At 68.5% G+C, this 21,127-nt stretch carries 16 protein-coding genes; 13 read left to right on the forward strand and 3 right to left on the reverse strand.

Annotated elements, in window-relative coordinates; genetic code table 11:
- Positions 1-91: 91 nt before the first annotated feature.
- The 5 genes from HTY53_RS16595 (at position 92) to HTY53_RS16615 (ending at position 5,306) form a co-directional block, all read left to right on the forward strand.
- Positions 92-1,267, forward strand: coding sequence for a UxaA family hydrolase (locus HTY53_RS16595; RefSeq protein ID WP_174107694.1), 1,176 nt, complete (start codon positions 92-94; stop codon positions 1,265-1,267).
- Entirely contained in the window at positions 1,267-2,205 is a 939-nt protein-coding gene (locus HTY53_RS16600; protein WP_174107695.1) for a hydroxyacid dehydrogenase, read from the forward strand. Before HTY53_RS16595 ends, HTY53_RS16600 begins: the two co-directional genes overlap by 1 nt.
- Positions 2,202-3,260, forward strand: coding sequence for an Ldh family oxidoreductase (locus HTY53_RS16605; RefSeq protein ID WP_174107696.1), 1,059 nt, complete (start codon positions 2,202-2,204; stop codon positions 3,258-3,260). Before HTY53_RS16600 ends, HTY53_RS16605 begins: the two co-directional genes overlap by 4 nt.
- A 126-nt stretch (positions 3,261-3,386) precedes the next feature.
- Positions 3,387-4,391: a Bug family tripartite tricarboxylate transporter substrate binding protein gene (locus HTY53_RS16610; protein WP_174107697.1), complete on the forward strand. Its 1,005-nt coding sequence runs from the start codon at positions 3,387-3,389 to the stop codon at positions 4,389-4,391.
- 174 nt (positions 4,392-4,565) lie between these two features.
- Positions 4,566-5,306, forward strand: coding sequence for a GntR family transcriptional regulator (locus HTY53_RS16615; protein ID WP_174107698.1), 741 nt, complete (start codon positions 4,566-4,568; stop codon positions 5,304-5,306).
- Between the two features lie 28 nt (positions 5,307-5,334).
- Here HTY53_RS16615 and HTY53_RS16620 read toward each other — a convergent pair whose 3' ends face one another.
- A complete protein-coding gene (locus HTY53_RS16620; RefSeq protein WP_174107699.1) occupies positions 5,335-5,745 on the reverse strand; it encodes a Fur family transcriptional regulator in 411 nt (136 codons plus the stop codon).
- 176 nt (positions 5,746-5,921) lie between these two features.
- On the opposite strand from HTY53_RS16620, the gene HTY53_RS16625 reads away from it, so the two are divergent.
- From HTY53_RS16625 to HTY53_RS16645, 5 genes are all read left to right on the forward strand, one after another.
- Positions 5,922-8,099: a TonB-dependent siderophore receptor gene (locus HTY53_RS16625; RefSeq protein WP_174107700.1), complete on the forward strand. Its 2,178-nt coding sequence runs from the start codon at positions 5,922-5,924 to the stop codon at positions 8,097-8,099.
- 214 nt (positions 8,100-8,313) lie between these two features.
- Positions 8,314-9,864: an ABC transporter substrate-binding protein gene (locus tag HTY53_RS16630; RefSeq protein WP_368041016.1), complete on the forward strand. Its 1,551-nt coding sequence runs from the start codon at positions 8,314-8,316 to the stop codon at positions 9,862-9,864.
- Positions 9,865-9,950: 86 nt separating this feature from the next.
- Positions 9,951-10,931 (forward strand): ABC transporter permease, encoded by a 981-nt coding sequence (locus tag HTY53_RS16635; protein WP_174107729.1) that lies wholly within the window; start codon positions 9,951-9,953, stop codon positions 10,929-10,931.
- A complete protein-coding gene (locus HTY53_RS16640) occupies positions 10,928-11,764 on the forward strand; it encodes an ABC transporter permease (RefSeq protein WP_174107702.1) in 837 nt (278 codons plus the stop codon). The genes HTY53_RS16635 and HTY53_RS16640 overlap by 4 nt, the downstream gene beginning before the upstream one ends.
- 29 nt (positions 11,765-11,793) lie before the next feature.
- Positions 11,794-13,245 (forward strand): ABC transporter ATP-binding protein, encoded by a 1,452-nt coding sequence (locus HTY53_RS16645; protein ID WP_254599988.1) that lies wholly within the window; start codon positions 11,794-11,796, stop codon positions 13,243-13,245.
- A gap of 130 nt (positions 13,246-13,375) precedes the next feature.
- Here HTY53_RS16645 and HTY53_RS16650 read toward each other — a convergent pair whose 3' ends face one another.
- Positions 13,376-13,681 (reverse strand): zf-TFIIB domain-containing protein, encoded by a 306-nt coding sequence (locus tag HTY53_RS16650; protein WP_174107704.1) that lies wholly within the window; start codon positions 13,679-13,681, stop codon positions 13,376-13,378.
- 268 nt (positions 13,682-13,949) lie between these two features.
- Between HTY53_RS16650 and HTY53_RS16655 the strand changes: the two genes are divergently transcribed.
- The 3 genes from HTY53_RS16655 (at position 13,950) to HTY53_RS16665 (ending at position 19,818) form a co-directional block, all read left to right on the forward strand.
- Positions 13,950-16,928 (forward strand): hypothetical protein, encoded by a 2,979-nt coding sequence (locus tag HTY53_RS16655; protein WP_174107705.1) that lies wholly within the window; start codon positions 13,950-13,952, stop codon positions 16,926-16,928.
- Between the two features lie 76 nt (positions 16,929-17,004).
- Positions 17,005-18,849, forward strand: a complete 1,845-nt coding sequence (locus tag HTY53_RS16660; protein WP_174107706.1) for a leucine-rich repeat domain-containing protein — start codon at positions 17,005-17,007, stop codon at positions 18,847-18,849.
- A 153-nt stretch (positions 18,850-19,002) separates the two neighbouring features.
- Positions 19,003-19,818 (forward strand): aminotransferase class IV family protein, encoded by an 816-nt coding sequence (locus tag HTY53_RS16665; RefSeq protein ID WP_174107707.1) that lies wholly within the window; start codon positions 19,003-19,005, stop codon positions 19,816-19,818.
- A gap of 84 nt (positions 19,819-19,902) precedes the next feature.
- Here HTY53_RS16665 and HTY53_RS16670 read toward each other — a convergent pair whose 3' ends face one another.
- Entirely contained in the window at positions 19,903-20,931 is a 1,029-nt protein-coding gene (locus HTY53_RS16670; RefSeq protein ID WP_174107708.1) for a Bug family tripartite tricarboxylate transporter substrate binding protein, read from the reverse strand.
- Between the last annotated feature and the right edge of the window lie 196 nt (positions 20,932-21,127).

Consider the following 21,127-nt stretch of genomic DNA (forward strand, 5'->3'; position numbering starts at 1 on the left):
AGCCATCGCAGCCATCGCAGCCATCGCAGCCATCGCAGCTCATCCAGGCCATCCAGGCGATTCCAGCCATTCGAGAACCGAACACCACGCCATGTCCATCATCGATCAAAACACCACCTTCTGGGGCTACCGCCGCGACAACGGTCGGGTCGGCGTCCGCAACCACGTCATCATCCTGCCGCTGGACGACCTGTCCAACGCCGCCGCCGAGGCGGTCGCGTATGCGATCAAGGGCACGATGGCGATTCCCCATCCCTATGGCCGCCTGCAGTTCGGCCCCGATCTGGACCTGCACTTCCGCACGCTGATCGGCGCGGGCAGCAATCCGAACGTCGCCGCCGTGGTGGTGATCGGCATCGAGGACGGCTGGACCAAGCGCGTGGTCGACGGCATTGCCAAGACCGGCAAGCCGGTGGTCGGCTTCGGCATCGAGGGCCACGGCGACCACGAGACCATCAAGCGCGCGTCGAAGGCCGCGAAGGAGTTCGTGCAGTACGCGACCGCGCTGCATCGCGTCGAATGCCCGATCGCCGATCTGTGGGTCTCGACCAAGTGCGGCGAGTCGGATACCACCTCGGGCTGCGGCGCCAACCCGACCGTCGGCAATGCCTTCGACAAGCTGCATCCGCTCGGCACCACGCTGGTGTTCGGCGAGACCTCCGAGCTGACCGGCGGCGAGCATATCGTCGCGGCGCGCTGCGCCAACGACGAGGTGCGCCACCAGTTCATGGCGATGTTCGAGCGCTATCAGGGCATGATCGACCGCTGGAAGACCACCGATCTGTCCGAGTCGCAGCCGACCAAGGGCAATATCGCCGGCGGCCTGACCACCATCGAAGAGAAGGCGCTCGGCAACATCCAGAAGATCGGCAAGAAATGCACCGTCGATGGCGTGCTCGACAAGGCCGAGGAGCCGACTCATCCTGGCCTGTGGTTCATGGATTCGTCGTCGGCCGCGGCCGAGATGGTGACGCTGTGCGCGGCTGCCGGCTTCGTCGTGCATTTCTTCCCGACCGGCCAGGGCAACGTGATCGGCAACCCGATCGTGCCGGTGATCAAGCTGTGCGCGAATCCGCGGACCGTGCGCCTGATGAGCGAGCACATGGACGTCGATTGCTCCGGCCTGCTGCAGCGCGAGCTGAATCTGGACCAGACCGGCGACAAGCTGCTCGAATGCATGCTCGCCATCGCCAACGGGCGCTGGACCGCGGCCGAGGCGCTGGGTCACCGCGAGTTCGTGCTGACCCGCATCCACGAGTCGGCCTGATGAAGCGGATCTGCATCAGCGAGTTCATGGACCCGGACGCGGTGGCCGCGCTGACGCCCGGGTTCGAACTGCGCTACGAGCCTGACTGGGTCGACCGGCGCGCCGATCTGCTGGCGGCGCTGCCTTCGGCCGACGCGCTGATCGTGCGCAACCGCACGCAGGTCGATGTGGCGCTGCTCGACAGTGCGCCGCGTCTGCGCGTGGTCGGGCGGCTCGGCGTCGGCCTCGACAACATCGATGTCGAAGCGTGCAAGGCGCGCGGCATTCGCGTGATTCCGGCCACCGGTGCCAACGCACGCTCGGTCGCCGAGTATGTCGTCACCACGGCGGCGATGCTGCTGCGCGGCGCCTATCAAAGCAGCGGCGAGGTGACGCAGGGCAAATGGCCGCGCGCACGTCTTTCGGAGGGGCGCGAGGCGCTGGGCAAGACGCTGGGCCTGATCGGCTTCGGCGACATCGGCCGGCAGACGGCGGCCTTGGCGCAGGCCTTCGGCATGCGCGTGATCGCCCATGACCCGATGCTGCGCGACGACGATCCGGTCTGGCAACGCAGCGACGTCGCGCCGCGCAGCCTTGACGCATTGCTGGCGCAAGCCGATGCGGTCAGCCTGCACGTGCCGCTGGTGCCGGCGACCCGGCATCTGCTCGATACGCGTCGGCTGGCTCAGATGCGGCCGGGTGCGGTGCTGATCAACACGGCCCGTGGCGGCGTGGTCGACGAGGCCGCGCTGGCCGCCGCGCTGCGCGAGGGCCATCTGGCCGGCGCCGCGCTCGACGTGTTCGAGCACGAGCCGCTGACCGCGGGCTCGCCGCTGGAAGGCGTGCCCAATCTGGTGCTGACACCGCATATCGGCGGGGTCACGCGCGAAGCCAACGCACGCGTGTCGATGCTGATCGCGCAGCAGGTACGGCAGGCGCTGCAGGAGGCATCGACATGAGCGCTGCCAACACGATTGCCGTCGATGCCGTCCGCCTGACCCAATTGGCCGAGGCCGCGCTGCGCCGCGCCGGCGCCAGCGCGCTGCAGGCCCAAGCCACCGCCGCGGCGCTGGTGCGGGCCGATGCGGCGGGCCTGGCCTCGCACGGCGTCTCGCGCGTGCCGATGTATGTCGCGCATCTGCGGCGAGACCGCGTCGACGGCGCGGCAGTGCCGGTGCTGCGCACGCCGGACGGGCCGAACGAACAAGGCGCGCAGCAACGCGCCGCGCTGCTGGTCGATGCCCGATGCGGGTTCGCCTTTCCGGCTTGCGCGATGGCGATCGAGCACGCGATCGTTCGCGCGCGCGAGCTTGGCGTCAGCGTGGCCGCGGTCACCAACAGCCACCACTTCGGCGCGGCCGCGTCGCATCTGGAGCCGGTCGCCGACGCCGGCATGATCGGCATCGCGCTGGGCAACTCGCCGGCGGCCATGCCGGCCTGGGGCGGACGCAAGCCGCTATTCGGCACCAATCCGATCGCCGCGGTGTTTCCACGCCGCGGCGCCGCGCCGGTGGTGATCGACCTGTCGCTGTCCGAGGCCGCGCGCGGCAAGATCATGGTCGCCGCCAAGGCCGGCCAGCCGATCCCGCTGGGCTGGGCGCTCGACGAAGCGGGCGAGCCGACCACCGACGCGGCGGCCGCGCTGCGCGGCTCGATGCTGCCCGCCGGCGGCGTCAAGGGCGCGATGCTGGCGCTGCTGGTCGAGCTGCTGGTGGTGTCGCTGGCCGGCGCGCAGTTCGGTGCCGAGGCCGATTCCTTCTTCGAGGACGCGGGCGCCCGCCCGCGCATCGGGCAGGTCTTCCTGGTGCTGGACCCCGGCGCGTTCAGCGGCGCGCAGGTCTATCACGATCGCGTCGAGGCGCTGCTGGCGGCAATGTTGGCCGACCCGGGCACACGCCTGCCGGGCGCGCGCCGCGAGGCATCGCAACAACGCGCCAGCCGCGAGGGCATCGCCGTGCCCGCCGCGCTGCTGGCCGAACTGGAGGCGCTGGCCGGGGAGGGTAGCCCGGCCTAGCAAGCGTCAGCTCACGCCGGCCTCCGGGCAGCGCCGTCCAGACGATGCGCCCGGGGCTGCCCCAAGGCTGCCCAAATACGCCGAGGTCCGCAAAGCACGGATGGCGGCAAACAAAGGAGACAAACCATGCATCGCCTGTTGATTCGCTCCATGCTGCGGCATGTGGCCGCGTTGTCCGTTGCCTTGTCCGCCATTACCGCCGTCACCGCGGCCGCGCCCGCGGCGGCCCAGGGTCCCGCCGACTATCCGGGCAAGCCGATTCGCTATGTGGTGCCATTCGCGCCCGGCGGGCTGACCGACATCATGGCGCGCATGGTCGGCCATCAGCTGTCGGAGGAATGGGGCAAGCCCATCGTGATCGACAACAAGCCGGGCGGCAATGCCAACATCGGCGCCGACCAGGTCGCCAAGGCGCCGGCGGACGGCTACACGTGGCTGGCCGTCACGCTGACGCACGCGTCCAACGTCACGCTGTTTCCGAAGCTGCCGTTCAATATGCAGAAGGACCTGGTGCCGGTGGCGCGCATCGCCTCGTCGCCGATGACCGTGGTGGTGCCGGCCAATTCGCCGATCCAGTCGATGAAGGACCTGGTCGAGGCGGCACGCAAGGGCAAGCTCAATGCGGGCTCGAGCGGCAACGGCACGCCGCCGCATCTGACGCTTGCACTGTTCGAGAGCCTGACCGGCACCAAATTGACGCATGTGCCGTACAAAGGTGGTGCACCGTCGATGACCGACCTGATCGGCGGGCAGATCGACGTGGTGTTCTCCAACTTCCCCGAGTCGCTGGCCTACGTCAAGGGCGGCAAGCTGCGTGCGTTGGCCGTGACCACGCGCGAGCGTCATCCGCTGCTGCCCGATGTGCCGACGGTCGGCGAAGTGGGCTTTCCCGATCTGCTGGTCGAAAACTGGACGGGTTTGATGATGCCGGCGGGCACGCCCAAGCCGATCGTCGACAAGGTCGGCGCGGCGGTGGCGAAGATGGTCGAGGTCAAATCGGTGCGCGACCGCATCGTGGCCGCGGGCTTCTCGCCCGCCCCGCAGGCCAGCGCGCCCTTTGCGGACTATTTCCAGGGCGAGGTCGCGCGCTGGGCAAGGCTGATCGACCAGAAGGGCATCCGCGCCGAGTAAGTCGAGCGAAGCATCGAACCGAAGGAACGAGGCGATCTTCACGGCGGCAGGGCGGGGCGGAGCAGGTGACAGCAGTCATCCATGTTATATAGACGGGTCGTGCGGCGCCGCTGGACAGCAGCGGCGTCGGCACCGGCATCGTGCCAATCCATCCGTGCAGGGAGATCGTTGAAGGTGGGCGCAGAATTCGAAGCAGGCGCGGCAATCGGCGGCGTGCTGTACAAGGACGTCAAGCGGGCCATCCTGGCGGCTCTGGCCGCCGGCGAGTGGAAGCCGGGCGAGGCGATTCCGGCCGAACGCAAGCTGGTGGAGCGCTTCGGCGTGTCGATCGGCACGCTGCGCAAGGCGATCGACGAACTGGTGGCGGAGAACATCATGATCCGCCATCAGGGGCGCGGCACCTTCGTCGCGACCCACCGGCAGGAGGATCATTTTTTCCGCTTCTTCCGCGTGGTGCGCGAGGACGGCCATCGCGCCTTTCCGAGCGTGCGGCTGGCGAAGTTCCGGCGCGGCAAGGCCAGCAAGGAGGAGGCGCTGGCGCTCGGCCTTGCGCCCGGCGATCGCGTCTTCCATTTCGTCAACGTGCTGTCGCTCGACGGCAGGCCGGTGATGACCGATGCGATCACGGTGCCCGAGGCCCTGTTCGAAGGGCTGACCGAAACCATGCTGCGCGAGCGGCCGAACACGCTCTACAACTTCTATCAGGACGCCTTCGGCATCAACGTGATCCGCACCGAGGAGCGGCTGCGCGCCGTGCTGGCCGACGAGGACGACCATCGGCTGCTGGAGGTGCCGGTGGGCGGCCCGCTGCTGCAGATCACGCGGATCGCCTCGTCGTATCACGACCGGCGCGTCGAGCGCCGCGTTTCGCGGCTCGACACCACCGCGCACGAATTCGCGATCTCGCAGCCTTAAGTCGGTTTTCTTCCTTCCTTGCTCGGGCTCAGCCCGCGCGCCGCTTGCCGACCTTTTTTGTCGCGCATTCGCGGCAGCGGCCGCGCAGCGTCAATTCGTGCTGCTCGACGACGAAGCCGGGCGGCGTGATTTCCTCCAGATGCCCGGGGCATCCTTCCAGCGGAAAGACACGGTCGCACGTCAGGCACTGGAAGTAGTGCTTGTGCACGATCGCATCGGGCGGCGCCGCGACTTCGTAGCGGTCGGCCTGGCCCGGCAGCGGCACCGCCACCAGTCCTCCTTCCTGCAGCATGGCGCGGATATTGCGGTAGACCGTCGCGAGTCCGAGCGTCGGCACCGTGCGTTGCGCCGCGGCCAGAATCTCGGCAGGGCTCAGCGGCCGGGCGGCCTCGCGCAGCGCGCCCAGCACGGCCTCGCGTTGACGGGTCATGCGTTCCATAGCTAGAATGATAATGAAAATTCGTTCTCAATAAGGCGCGCCGTCGCTCGGCAGCGTCACCGCAGACCGTATTGTCGCCGCTTATTGTCGTTGCTTGCGGCTTCCCTTGCCGGCCGCGCACGCGGGCGGCAAGGCGGTGGTGGTGGTCGCGCGCCTTCGTTCACCCTTCATCCACCATGTCCACGCCGATTTCATCGCCCGCGCGGCCGCACGCGCGTCTGCCAGCGAGTTTGCCTGCGCGAGCATCGCGCGCGACGCATCCGCTGCCGCCGCTCGCCGCCGCCCTGTTCGCCGTCGCGGTGCTGGCCGAACCCGCCGAGGCCGCGGAGCGCGAGGAAGCGGTGCTGCCCGAGGTTGCGGTGGTCACGTCCGGCGCCGCATCGTACAACGCCGACGAGGCCAGCGGCGCGACGCGCACCGACACGCCGCTGCGCGAGGTGCCGCAGGCGGTGCGCGTGGTGCCGCGCGCGATGATCGATGATATCGGTGCCACGCGGCTCGAGCAGACCTTCGACTATGTCAGCGGCATCGCGCGCCAGGACAGCTTCGGCGGACTGTGGGACAACTTCGCGGTGCGCGGCTTCGCCGGCAACGAGAACACCGGCACCGGCTATCTGGTCAACGGCTTTGTCGCCAATCGCGGCTTCACGGCGCCGCGCGATGTCGCCACCATCGAGCGCGTCGAGGTGCTCAAGGGCCCGACCTCGTCGCTGTATGGCAGCGGCGAGCCGGGCGGTACGCTGAATCTCGTCACCAGGCAGCCGCAATTCAAGCCGGCGCAGAACTACGAGATGGAAGTGGGCAATCGCGACCGCTATCGCGTCGCGGCCGATGTCACCGGACCGCTGGGCGAGAACGTCGCCGGCCGCCTGATCGCGGTGGGCGACCATCAGGGCAGCCAGCGCGCCTTCGTCGACAGCCAGCGCTATCTGCTGGCACCGTCGCTGACATGGACGCTCGGTGCGGATACCGTGATCCAGTACGCGGGCGAATGGCAGCGCTTCTCGACGCCGCTGGACCGCGGCATCGTCGCGGTCGACGGCCGTCTCGATGCGGTCGGCCGCAAGACCTTCCTCGGCGAGCCCAGCGATGGCGACATCCGCCTGGACAGCCAGTCGCATCAGATCGGCGTCGAGCACCAGTTCTCGCCGGGATGGAAGGGCCGGCTGTCGGTGGCCTATCGCGGCGGCTCGCTGGAAGGGTATTCGACCGAGCCCTTCGCGCTGGCGGCCGACGATCGCACGCTGCGGCGCCAGCGCCGATACCGCGACTACCAGTCCGACGACACCGCGCTGCAGGCAGACCTGACCGGCCGCTTCGACACCGGACCGCTGTCGCATACGCTGCTGGTCGGGCTCGACGCCTATCGCTTCAGCAGCAGCCAGGTGCAGCTGCGCGGCAACCCCACCGCCGCGACGCCGTACCCGATCGATATCTACGAACCCGTCTACGGATCGACGCCGCCGCCGTTGCTGCCGAACACCGATACGCACGAGCGGCAGACCAACATCGGCCTGTACGCGCAGGACCAGATTGCCTTCGGCGAACGTTGGCGCGTGTTGGGCGGCCTGCGGGTCGACTCGTATCGGCAGACGCTGGACAACCGCCTGCGCGGCACGCGCGTCGAGCAGGACCAGACCGCGGTGTCGCCGCGGCTGGGCATCGCCTATCTGGCCAGCAACAACGTGACGCTGTTCGCCAATGCCAGCCGCTCGTTCCGGCCCAATCCCGGCAGCAACGCCGCCGGCGAGCCGTTTACGCCGGAGCGCGGCCGCGCCGTCGAAGCGGGCGTCAAGTTCGAGACCGACGATCGCCGCCTCGGCGCGACGCTGAGCGCCTTCACGATCCACAAGCGCAATGTGCTGACCGCCGATCCGGCCGACCCGTCCTTCTCGACCACCGCCGGCGAGGCCCGCAGCCGCGGCCTGGAGCTCGATCTGGCCGGCCGCGTCGGCCAGCACTGGCGCGTGTCGGGCAGCGTCGCGCTGACCGATGCCGAGATCACCGCCGACACCCGGCTGCCCGCCGGCACGCCGCTGCGCAATATTCCACGCACCAGCGCCAGCGCGCTGGCGGTCTACGAGGATGCGGCGCGGTGGGGGCAACGCTATGGTGTCGGCGCGGGCGTGCGCTACATCGGCAAGCGCTCCGGCGACAGCGCCGACAGCTTCAAGCTGCCGTCCTACACGCTGGTCGATCTGCTCGCCTACTGGCAACTGAGCAAGCAGGCCCGGCTGACGCTGAACGTGCACAACCTGTTCGACCGCGACTACTACGCCAGCTCCTACAGCGCGCTGTGGATCGCGCCCGGGGCAGGACGCACGGTGCGGCTCGGACTGCGGCTGAGCTATTGACGCGATGCGACGGCCCGCTGCCACGTTCCCGATCGAATCGATGCCGCCAGGCACATCCAACTCGTCCAGCTCGCCTGGTTCGGCCGGTTCGCCCGACTCGCCACGCCGCCGGAGGCTGCTGGGCGCAGGCGCGGCCGCGCTCCTGTCGCCGGCGCTGGCGCAAGGCACAGGCACAGGCACAGGCACAGGCACGAAGACCGCTGCCGACCGCACCGTGCGCGTGATCGGCCCGTGGGAGCTGTCGAGCCTGGACCCGCTGCGCGGCGGCTATCTGTTCGCGCGCATGCAGGTCGCCGAGACGCTGGTCGACTATGACGCGCAGGCGCGGCCCGTTGCCGCACTGGCGTCGCGCTGGCAGGTATCGACCGACGGCCTCGAATGGCGCTTCGTGTTGCGCGAGGGCGCGCGCTTCCATGATGGCTCGCCGGTCCGCGCTCGGGATGTCGTGAACGCGCTGCGGCGCGCCCTGCATCCGGCCGGCGTGCTCGGCCAGGCGCCGATCGCCGCGATTGATGCCGTGACCGATGCCGTGACCGATCCCGCCATCGATGCCGCGGCCGATGTCCAGTCCGGCGCGGTGGTGCGGATTCGCTTGCGCCGGCCCTTTCCCGCGCTGCCGGCCCTGCTGTCGCACAGCAGTACCCAGATTCTTGCGCCCGCGTCCTTTGGCGCCGACGGCGCGGTGCGCGCCATCGTCGGCTCGGGGCCGTACCGCGTCGTTACGCTGGAGCCGCCGCAGCACTTCTCGGTGGTGGCCTTCGATGGCTGGCGGGGGCCGGCCCCTGCGGTGCGCCGCGCCAGCTATCTGGCGGTCGGCCGCGCGGAGATGCGGGCGCTGATGGCCGAGGCCGGCCAGGCCGAACTCGCCTACGGGCTCGATCCCGGCAGCGTGGCGCGGCTGCGGCGCGGCGCCGCGGTGCGCGTGCACCAGCAGCCGATTCCGCGCACCACCGCGCTCAAGCTCAACGCCGGCCACCCGGTGCTCGCCGACCTGCGCGCGCGGCAGGCGCTGTCGCTGGCACTGGATCGGCGCGGCATCGCGCAGGCGGTGCTGCGCGAGCCGTCGCTGGCCGCCACGCAGCTGTTCCCGCCCGCGCTGGCCGGCTGGCATCGCGGCGATTTGCCGCCGCTCGCGCACGACCCCGTACGCGCCCGTGCGCTGCTCGCCGAACTCGGCTGGCGGCCCGGCACCGACGGCGTATTGGTGCGCGACGGCAAGCGTTTCGCGCTGACGCTGCAGACCTTCCCCGATCGTCCCGAACTGCCGGTGATCGCCGCCGCGATTCAGGAGCAGCTGCGCCTGGTCGGCGTGCGGATCCGCGTGGCGGTGGGCAACTCCAGCGAGATTCCGCTGGGCCATCGCGACGGCACGCTCGAGATGGGCCTGATCGCGCGCAACTATGGCGCGGTACCCGATGCGTTCGGCACGATCGCGCAGGACTTCGGCGCGGCGGGCGGCAAGGACAGCACGGGCGGCAAGGACAGCACGGGCCGCGAGGGCGGCACGGCCGGCGGGGATTGGGGCGCGATGGGTTGGTCATCTCCGACACTGACGCGCGCGCTGACGGCGATGTCGTCGAGCGCCGACGCCGCACGTGCGCAGGCGTTGCGCGAGCAGATCGTCGGCGCGCTGCACGACGGTCTGCCGCTGGTGCCGGTGCTGTGGTACCAGCAGACGCTGGCGGCGAGCCCGCAGCTGGCTGGCGTGTCGATCGATCCCTTCGAACGCAGCTACCGGCTCACCGATTTGCAATGGACCCGATGACGCCACCGAACTCTCAGGCCACCCAGGTCGCCGCCGCAAGCCTCGGCGAGACCGTATCGGCATCGCCCGATGCCCCGCACGATGCCATGCGCCAGCGGCACGCGGACGCTGCCACTCGGCTGATCGCGCGCGTGCTGCTCCAACGCGGCGTGCAGGCCGCGGTCGTCGCCGCGCTGGTCGGCAGCCTCAGCTTCCTGATGATGCGGCTGCTGCCGGGCGATATGGCATTCCGCATCGCCGCCGGCCGCTATGGCTACGACATGGTGACCGCGCAGGCCGCCGACGCGGTGCGCGCCGAACTGGCGCTCGATGGTCCGTGGCTGGACAGCCTGCTGGCATGGTGGTCGCGGCTGCTGCATCTGGACCTCGGCACCTCGACGGTGACCGGCGCGCCGGTCGCCGCCGAGATCGCGCATCAGCTCGGCCATACGCTGTGGCTGGCGCTGGCCGCGCTGATGGTCTCGACGCTGATCGCGCTACCGCTGGGCTTTGCCGCCGGGCGGCACGTCGGCGGCAACACCGATCGTGCGACGCTGGCGCTGTCGGTGCTGCTGCGGGCATTGCCGCCTTTCGTGCTGGGCATCCTGCTGGTGCTCGCCTTCGCGGTCGAGCTCGACTGGCTGCCGGCCGGCGGCCACGGCGAACACGGCAGCTGGATCGCGCCGGCGCTGACGCTGGGGCTCGGGTTGGCCGCCACCGCGATGCGGGTGGCGCGCGATGCGATGGCCGGCGTGGTGGCCGCGCCGTACTGGCTGTTCGCGCGCACCAAGGGTTTGTCGGACCGGGTTGTGATGGCACGGCATGGCGTGCGCAACGCCGCGGTGCCGGTGGTCGCCTATCTCGGCGTGCAGCTGGTCTATCTGCTGGAGGGCGTGGTGGTCGTCGAGACGCTGTTCGCCTGGCCCGGCATCGGCCATGCGTTGGTGCACGCAATCTTCGGCCGCGATGTGCCGATGATCCAGGGCACCGCGTTGACGATGGGCCTGCTGTTCGTGGCGTTGAACGCCGCAGTCGACCTGGCCTGCATGGCGATCGATCCGCGGCTGCGGGCGAAGGTGGCGCGATGAACGGAACCGCGACCCTGACCGGCAAGCGCGGTTCGGCGACGGCCCGGCCGCGCCGCCTTGTCGCGCTGCTGCTGATCGTGCTGCTGGCCCTGTTCGCCATCGTGGGCCCGTGGGCCGCGCCGCGCGAGCCGTTCGAGCAGGATCTGTACGCCGTGCTGCAAGCGCCGACGATGGCCGAGCCGCTAGGGACAGACCATCTGGGCCGCAGCGTGCTGGCCCGCACCGCGCATGCCACGCGACTGTCGCTGGGGCTGGCCCTGCTGTGCGTGCTGTCCGCCGCGCTGCCGGGCACGCTGCTGGGTTTGTTTGCCGCGTGGCGCGGCGGCTGGGTCGATCGCATCGCCGGCGCGTTCGCAGACGCGGTGCTCGCGCTGCCCGGGCTGCTGCTGGTGCTGCTGCTGTCCGCGCTGGCGCCGGGCGCGATGTGGCCGCTGTATCTCGGGCTGTCGCTGGTGCTGTGGGTCGAATACTTCCGCGTCGCGCGCGCCAGCGCACAGATCGTGCTGCAGAGCCACCATGTCGAGGCCGCGCGTCTGCTCGGCTTCGGTCCGGTCTATATCGCGCGCCGGCATCTGCTGCCGGAGCTCGCGCCGGTGCTCGGCACGCTGAGCAGCTTCGGCCTCGGCGCGGCGGTGCTGGCGCTGGCGGCGATGGGCTTCGTCGGCATGGGCGTGCAGCCGCCGATGGCCGAGCTCGGCCTGATGATGACTGAACTGCTGCCGTATGCGGCCGAGGCGCCGTGGGCCATCGCCAGTCCGATCGCGGTGCTGGCGCTGGCGATTCTCGCATTGGCGTTGCTCAACGAGCGTACGCGTGCCGAGGTGTCGCCATGAACGCGCGGAACGAACCCGTAATCGCAGATTTGAACAATGACCTGCACGACGACCTGCACGCCCACCTGCACGGCCACCTGCAAGGCAACCGCAGCGGCTGCCTGCTTGGTGTCAGCGACCTGTCGGTCACCAGTACCGATGGCGTGCTGTTGCAGCCGGTGTCGTTCGAACTGCAGGCCGGCCGCGCGCTGACGCTGCTGGGCGAGACCGGTTCCGGCAAGAGCCTGCTCGCCCATGCCGTGATGGGCTCGCTGCCCGCGGGACTGCGCGCCAGCGGCCAGTTGGCGGGGCATGGCTGGCATTGCGATGCCGGCGATATGCGGGCACGGCGGCCGCTGTGGGGTCGGGAGCTGGCGCTGCTGCCGCAGGAACCCTGGTTCGCGTTGGACCCGCTGATGCGCGTCGACGCGCAGCTGGCCGAGACCTATCGCCATGTCGCCGGCGAATCGCGCCGGCGCGCCGCGCACCACGCCGCGCAGGCGCTGCGCGCGGTCGGGCTCGGGCATGCCGAGCGCGTATGGCCGACCACCTTGTCCGGCGGCATGGCGCAGCGCGCCGCGTTCGCAATCACGCGCGCCGGCGGTGCGCCGATCCTGATTGTCGACGAACCGACCAAGGGCCTGGACCGGAGGTGGCGCGACGATCTGGTGGCGCGGCTGCGCGCGGCGCTGGAGCAGGGCTGCGCGGTGCTGACCATCACGCACGATATCGGCGTGGCGCGGGCGCTGGGTGGTGACACCATGGTGATGCTCGACGGCCGGGTGGTCGAGCGGGGCCCGACCCACGAGCTGCTGCGCGCGCCGTCGCACGACTACACGCGCGCGCTGATTGCCTCCGAGCCGGCGGCATGGCCGCGTCGGCCGATGCCCGCGACAGGCCGTGAGGTGTTGTGCGCCAGCGGCCTGCGCAAGCGTTTCGGCGATCGCGTGCTGTTCGACAGGCTCGACCTGACGCTGCACGCCGGCGAACGGGTGGCCGTCACCGGACCCAGCGGCAGCGGCAAATCGACGCTGGGCAATGTGCTGCTCGGCCTGGCCCGGGCCGATCGCGGCAGCGTGCGCCGCGCCGACGGCATCGCGCCGGTTCGCTACCAGAAGCTCTATCAGGATCCGGCCGGTGCCTTCGCGCCGCATGTTCCGCTCGGCCGCGCGCTGCACGACCTGATCGCGCTGCACCGAATCGAACGCGCGCCGCTGGGCCCGTGGATGGAACGGCTCGGACTGTCCGCCGACCTGCTCGAACGCTTGCCGAGCGCGGTCTCGGGTGGCGAACTGCAGCGCTTCGCGTTGCTGCGCGCGCTGCTGCTGCGTCCCGCCTTCCTGTTTGCCGACGAGCCGACCTCGCGGCTCGATCCCGTCACGCAGCGCAACACCATCGACCTGATCGTCGAGGCGGCGGAAGAATCGGATTGCGCGCTGATGCTGGTCACGCACGATCCCGATCTCGCCGCCAACGTGGCGGCGCGCACGCTGGCGTTCTGATGAACACGGCGCCCCGAGTGGCGCCGTGTTCGTTATGGCGGTATCGAAGATCGTCGATCGACTTGGCCAATCAAGGCGGTCGATCGAAGCCGTAATCGAAGACGTCGATCGAAGACGTCGATCGAAGCCGTCAATCGAAGATCTCGTGCCAGATGCTCTTCTTGCGATAGTGCTTCTGCTCGCGGTAGCGGTCGTCGTCGCGGTAGCCGCGCTGTTCATAGCCGCGGTCGTAGCCGCGCGGGTCGACCGGCCGTTGCGGCGCGGCGGCCTGGGGCGCCTGGGCGACCGGCGCCTGTTCGGCCGCAGCCCGCTCCAGGATCTTGTCGAGCTCGCCGCGATCGAGCCACACGCCGCGGCATTTCGGGCAGTAGTCGATTTCGACGCCCTGGCGTTCGGCCATCACCAGTGTGGCTTCGGGGCAAACGGGACATTGCATGGCTGCTCTCCTTGAATGGCTGTCAACCGCTGTCAGACCGTCGCGTGCGGGGTTGGTTCGGAAGAAAAGTGATGCATACGGCTGTTTATGGGCGTCCTGCCTGCGACAGGCGGCTAATGCGGCTCCGCGGCCTTGATCACGCGCTGCACAAATCGCGGCCGCTCATTTTCCGATAGTTCCTATTGCTTTAGTTGGCTACCCCTTTCCTGAAGCCGCGGGGCACGTGCGTCGATAGATTTCCCCCATCGTCCACGTTCTATGCCTTCCCATGCCGAAGCCCTCCGTTCTGCCCGCTCCCCATACCGCCATCGGCATTGCCACCCTCGATTACAACAATCACGTCAACAAGAAGGCGTTCCAGCGCGCGCTCGATACCAACTTCGACGCCGAGATTCGCGCCATCCTTGCGCGCCCCCGCGGCGAGGTGCGGCTGGCTGACGGGAGCACCTTCCGAATTGCCTATGTGAGCGCCAAGGGGGCTAGCCGGCTCGTCATGACGCGTCAGCTGCCGGAATCGGCGAGCCGGCTGGAACGTGTCTTTCACGCTGTCCAGGACAACCTGGGGGAGATCGGCAAGATCCGACGCAAGATCGAGGACGTCGCTCACAAGAGCCAGGCCCTTGCACGCCGACTCGAGGCCAACGTTCCTGCCATCGTCGACGGCCTGTGGAACCAGGAGTTGTCGCTTCAGCTTCGGGCCGAGAACGGCCGCTTCGACAGCCATCAGGTGGACGCATGGCTCTGCAGTCCCCGGCGCAACGGCATCTTTCAGCAGCAATGCGTCGCGGCGATCGATCGGCACGACGGTCGGCAGGGCGAACGAAAGCTGACCGTCACGTTTGCGCTGGGCAAGCATACGCAGCGCGTCGAATTTCGCACCGCCCGTGCAGAGACACGTGAACAGGGCGAACGCGCATCGCGCGATCTTCACCGGATGGAGCGGGTGATTCGCGGTCAATACGCGGAGCGGTTCGGCAACTACCGCTCGGCCAGAGAGATGATGGCGATCTTCAAGACCGTCACCGTGATCGAGGAAACCAGACTGGAGCTCCAGCAGCGAGCGCATGCGCTGGTGCCGCAGCCGCACGACATCGAGGCTGGTCACCCCGTCGCCGGGCCTGAAGGAAATCTGCCCGCCAAGGCGTTCTATCTATCCGTCGCGACCGAGTCCGCCGCCCTTGCCAGCGATACGGCGAGGGCCATCGACCTTGCACTGTGGCTGTGCTCCGGCAAGATCCTCACGCAAGCGCGGGACGTCGCGCTGAGGTTCACGCAACCTGCTGCGCAAAGCGCGCATGACATCGCATCGCGCGACTTGCTCGAATATCACACGGCAGAAACCTTCGCCGTCGCCGATCGCGCGATCTCGGCGTTGCTGCGCGGCCACCGCGCGAGCGCGTTCCGCGACAGATTCAAGCTGGACATCGGTGCCTCGATCAAGGACCTCGAACTGCTGGAGAAGCATGCCGCCGAATTGGGCAACAGCGAAGGATGGCGAGAGGAAAACCTCGGCGATCGCCATGCGAGCAAGAAGCCGAATGATGGTGCGCCCCTCGGTACCCAGATCGTCCTCTTCAACCGAAAACTGTCGCCGCCGGAAGTCGCCTTGCGCCTGCTCACGTTCGACACAAGCAGCGTGCGCAGCGACCAGATGCCAGTGTCGTCCATCGGCGTCGCGGCGGCCCGGGAAGGCAATGTGCCGCGCATGCTGTACAAGCTTTGCATCAACAAGTTTCCCGCCTGTCTGCGCTTCGACGTCGAGTCGACCACGGCAAATATGCCGGGGCTTCTGACCGGCTTGCATTACCGAACCCTCGACCAGCTCGCCGACGATCTGTACCAGACGGTCCACGACGACCGGATGCATCGGATCGCGGCGGAGGTCAGGGAAAAGATCGATGAGCAGGTACGACGGATGCGTGCCGACATGCGCGCGAACCTGCGCAGCGGACTGGTTGCCGAGGCCCATGCCGACGAGTTTCTGCGCGGCTTGCCGAATGGGTTGCCGCAGGCAGAGCTTGCGTTGCGACGCACCGCTTTCGAGCAGGGACGTGCGTGTTTGAAGCAGGCAGGCGGCAGCATCGACGCCGAGCAGCGCGAACGCCTTCTGCGTTCGTACGATAGGGGCCTGCAGGGCCAGGCTGCTGCCAGAGAGGATCTGGCGACCGGTGTCCAGCCTCGGCTCGCCCATGAAGCCGGCAGGCGCGATGGCGCCGCCATGCGGCAAGGGCCGGGCGCACAGGCCGATGCGGGATGGCGGCACAGCATGACGCTCGCGCTGCATGACGCATTTGAGGCCGGCTTGCTTCCGCCTTCGTTTGCCGAGGCAGGGCGGTTGCATCTGCCATGCGCGGACGTCGTCGGCAAGCCCGCGTCCGCGCTCAGGCTGGCGGACGCCCTGGTTGCGTTCATGAATGCGAGGCACGATTGGGCTGCTGCCCACGCCGAGGCGGAAGAGGCCAGGCGTCATCTGGACGCATGGCGGTATCTGGCCGACAGTGGTGGTGTGCATGCCGACAGCGGCCGCGCCAAGGCATTCGAGGCCGCCCATGTCGGCGAAGCTGGAGCGAACCGCCGCCAGATCCAATGCCGCGCGAACATGATGGCGATGCGCGACGTCATTCTGAATCTGTGCATGGACGCAGGGATGAGCCGAAACGAGGCCGACTATGTGATGGCGGCGTTGGACCAGGACCAACGGGACGATCTCGTTCGCCCGGCCCAATATGTATCTCTCTCCCCCGGCGAACTGGACCGACGGCTGGACGCGATGCGCGATGCGGGGCAGCGCGCCAGCGACATGGCGCAGCGCATCGACACGCTGGTCGACGAACGGGAAAGGGAGCTGCGTGCGCGTACGGATCTGATGGTGGTAGGCCGGTCTACGCTTGGCGAATTCGACCGCTGGCATCGCCGGGAGCTACGCCATGCCGCGGACCAGCGTCCTGGCTCCGTGGTCCCGGACGCCGCGGGACAGCCGCCCGCCATTGCCGGTGAACCTGTTGCTGCCGGCGCTGACCCGGGCGCCCTCTCCGGCGCAATTGCGCAACCTCGGGCGGAAGTTCGACAGGCCGAACGGGGCGCCCCCCATACGGTGTCGCGAGCGCCGGGCAGGACGGTCTCGGACAGTGCGATGGATGGCCGGCCGCGTGCCGCCGTGGCGCCGCTGGACGATGGCCGGGCGGCGCAATGGCGGGCACGCCGGCACACCGATTCGGACGTCGATTCGCGCATCTATTCGCCTTGAATCTAGTGCCGTGCAGCGTTCTGCAGTGCCGGCATTCCGCCGCGTTCAACGTAATTCACACGACCAGGGGAATGGCATGACGATCAGTGAGTTGTCGCTCGATTCCTTCACGCAGTTCACCCGTATCGCCGGCAGTCATGACGGCGCCAGGCAGATGTGCCAGGCGGGGGCATTCCGCTTTCGGGCCCATTGCTATCGGCTCCATTACCGCGCCGACGGACCGACCGTCGTGCGCGACGGGCCCGCCTCAGGCATGAAGGACTTCTTCGCACATCGATTGCTGAACGGCACGGTGTATTCGTACGCGTCGCAGCTCACCCGCCATTTGCGCTCGAGCCGGGAAGCGGTGCTCCAATGCATGGTCAAGGTGCTCGATGACTGGATGGCGACGCAGCCTGACCAGCGTTGCATCGAGGCGACCCGCCGCATCCTGTCCTGTCACGAGAGGCACGACACCGTGCTCGATCTTCGCCATCTGGGCATGACGACCGTTCCGCTGGTGCTCGGCTGGCTGGGGCAGCTCACGGTGCTGCGTCTGAGCGGCAATGCCCTGACCGCAGTGCCGGCGGCGGTAGAGAGATTGACCGGGCTGCGGGTGCTCGAGCTTGCCGACAACCGGATCGGCGAACTGCCCCCGTGGATCGGAGAGTTGAAAGCGCTGCAGGTGCTGTCGTTGAGCGGAAACCGGCTGACTGCATGGCCCCAATGTATCGACAGGCTGCCCCAGCTCGCCTTCGTCTGGCTGGAGGACAATCGCATTACCGAACTGTGGTCCGGCTCACCGTTTTTCCCGGCGAAATTTGAGGTCTTTCTGCGCGGCAACCCGCTGTCGAACAATGCAGCGTCTGATGCGATGCTCGGCGTGGATCGGTGTCGCCGCTCGCCGCTCCATCACGAGGCGTTCGATGGAAATCGACCTGGTACGACGGACGATTTATGGCCGGCTGGCCGCTCGCAGCTTGGCCGGCTCGCGGTGCTGATCCACGGCGCGCCAGGCAATGCGGGGCCGGCATTGCCTGACACGGCGGACACGCGGCAGCTTGGCCCGGAGTTTCGCGAAGATGTCGAGCGGCTGTTCGCCGATATGCAGGCATCGCTGGCGAAGCTGGAACGATCGCGTACGCCGCCGATCGTGTTGCCGCGCTGGCCGCACATCATGGCGTACCGGCTCGATCTGGTAAGGCGCCTTCTTGTCACCGACGCGGACCTGTATCGCCTGCATGCGCCGGAGCTCCGTGCGTCGGCGCGGTTCTCGGCCGAACTGCTGTTGGACAGGCTGGACGACCTCGAACTGGCGCTCGCGCAAATGCTGGTCGAGCGCAACCATGTTCCGGTACGCGTCGCGGCCACGCTGGGCCGGGGCGTGCTGCGGATGGCGTTGCTCAAGGAAACCGTGCGAGATGTCTGGTCCACCGACAAGCCGTCGCCGGCCCTGGCGCTCCGGGTGCAATACGATATGGCGTTTGCGCTCGACTTGCCCATCGAAGTCCGGCCCTACTTCTCCCACGGCTGGTACGGAAACGAACACTACGGGGAGGTATGGGCGCAATGTGTGCGGGACGGGGTGCTGGCACGCGAATCCGCGCAGGACTTCCGGCGGCTCGATGATTTCATGGCGGACTGGAAACCCTGGCAGGCCCTGATCCGGCGTGTCCGAAGCGCAGCCATGGTCCGCGCCGACAGGACCGTCCGGGAACGGCTGACGCAGGCCGACGCCGGGAGCGCCGAGTGGGCGCAGGGAGAGGACGCGGCCAGAGCACAGCGCGCCGCCATCATGGCCGAGGCTGAGCGCGGCTTCCGCGACTTCTGCCGGGACGGCTTCCGTGCCTACCGCCGAGGTGGCGAACAGGGCTTCGCGGCCTGGTGCCGGGAAGGCGAGCCGAATGCCGTCCCCGCGCCCGCAACCGTGGCAGGCGCATAAGGGCGATCGGGATCTTCAAGCGAGGCTTGATGTTCCCGACAAAAATACTCGATTCCGAAAGTGCGCTCGATGGGCGAAAGTTCGCGCTGATCAATGATTTTCGGGCCCGCGGTACGGCATCCGCCGTGTCGCGGTCCGAAGCAGGAGCGAGCAATGTCAGCGCAATGGAACTCCCCTATCGTTCACCTCGATGGCCGGCCCGCCTCGGCGCAAGCCTTGGCCCCGATCGCCTTCGCCGGCTATGCCCATTTCACCGCCATGCAGGTCCGCGCCGGGCGCATTCGCGGGCTGGATCTGCATCTGTCCCGACTGCGGTCCGCGTCGATGGCGCTGTTCGGGACGGCACTGTCCGACGAGCAGGTTCGAAGCCATTTGCGGGCGGCGCTGCAGGCGAGCCCCGCCGCTGTTTCGCTGACCGCGACGGTGTATTCGGACGAAGGCGAATTTACCGCGTCGGCAACCGGCGCGCCGCCGCGATTGCTGATCCGGACCGGGCCGCCTTCGTCGGGCCCCGCGGGTCCGCTGGCGCTCGATACGGTCGAGCACGAGCGAACCCTTCCCGGCATCAAGCACGTCGGCGAAATCGCCAAGACGTACTACCTGCGCCGCGCGGTCGAGCAAGGCTTCGACGATGCGGCCCTCGTCGACCGTCAGGGGCGGCTCAGCGAGGCAACCATCTGGAATCTCGCGTTCTGGGATGGCGAGGCGGTGGTGTGGCCGGTGGCCGAGATGTTGACCGGCACCACGATGGGCATCGTTCGGCGTCAACTGGACCGCCTCGGTATCGCGCAGCGCTCGCGCGAGATCAGGCTCGCCGATCTGCCCGCGTTCTCCGGTGCCGTGGTGATGAACTCATGGACGCCGGGCGTGCCGGTCCGGCGCATCGGGTCGGTAGCGTTTCCCGATGCACCGGATTTTCTGGCGCTGCTCCATCGCGCCTATGAAGCGGAGCCCGCGTTGGCGCCGTGACGCGCCTCAGTGTTTCGGCTCACTGCGTTGGCTCACTGCGTCGGCTCATTGCCTGGGCGGATTGCCTGGGCGGATTGCTTCGGCTCATTGCTTGGGAATACCCGCCAGCGTCGCGGCCGCGGACCAGCGTTTGATCTCGTCGAGCTGGAACTGGCGCAGCACGTCGGCGCCGCCGGCGAAGATCTGGCCATTGGTGCGGCCGATGAACTCCGCCGCCTCCTTGCTGTTGAAGATCTCGACCGCGGCCTGGCTCAGCTTGTCGACGATCGGCCCGGGCGTGCGGGCCGGCGCGAACAGCGAAACCCAGTTGATCATGTAATAGTCCTTGAAGCCGAGCTCCTGCAGCGTCGGCACGTCAGGCTCCACGTCGAGCCGCTTGTCGCCGGTGACCGCCAGGATGCGCGTCTTGCCGGCTTGCGCCAGCGCCGCCGCGGCGGTGTAGTCGGACAGCGCGAAGTCGACCTGGCCGCCGGCGAGGTCGGCCACCGCCGGTGCCGCGCCCTTGTAGGGGATTGTCACGGCCTTGACGCCAGCCTGCTTCAGAAACAGCTCGGTGGCGATCTGGTACGAGGCCGAGCCCGAGCCGTAGCTCAGTTTGCCGGGCCTCGCCTTGCCGTCGCGGATCAGGTCCTGCACGGTGCGATGGGGCGAGGTGGCGGGCACCGACAGCACCATCGCGCCGTAATAAAGGCGCGCCACCGGCGCGAAATCCTTGATCGGATCGTAAGGCAGCGATTTGAACTGGACCGCGTTGGTCGCCATCGGCGAGTTGCTGGCGACGAATAGCGTGTAGCCGTCGGGAGCGGCGCGTGCCACCGCTTGCGCCGCGATGAAGCTGTTGGCGCCGGGCCGGTTCTCGACGACGAAGGGCTGGCCGAAGCGCGCTTCCATCTTCTGGGCGAGGAAGCGTGCGGTGCTGTCCGAACCCGTGCCCGGCGGGAAGGACACCACGATCTTGACCGGCTTGACGGGATAGGCGGCCGCATCGCCCGCCAGCGCCGGCGAAGACGACAGCGCCGCGAGCGCCGCCAGCGCCGCCACGGCGACCATCGGTGCCGTCGTCAAAGACGCCAGCCGCACAACCTTCCAGGTATCCATCCACTGATGACGCATCGCTCTGTCTCCTTGCGGACGGTGTGATCCCGTCCTGTCGAACCAGTCCACAGACTAAGCGCGCAGCCGTGGACGCTGCAATTGTCGCGGGGACATATCGCTTATGCGCATGCCGTATGGACCGCGTTGCCTGCATTGAAGCAGACACCGAAGCGCAGACGCGCGTGCATCGGCAGGATTTTTGTTATGCCGCCGC

It is taken from the genome of Cupriavidus gilardii (genome assembly GCF_013314895.1).
Classification (GTDB): domain Bacteria; phylum Pseudomonadota; class Gammaproteobacteria; order Burkholderiales; family Burkholderiaceae; genus Cupriavidus; species Cupriavidus gilardii_C.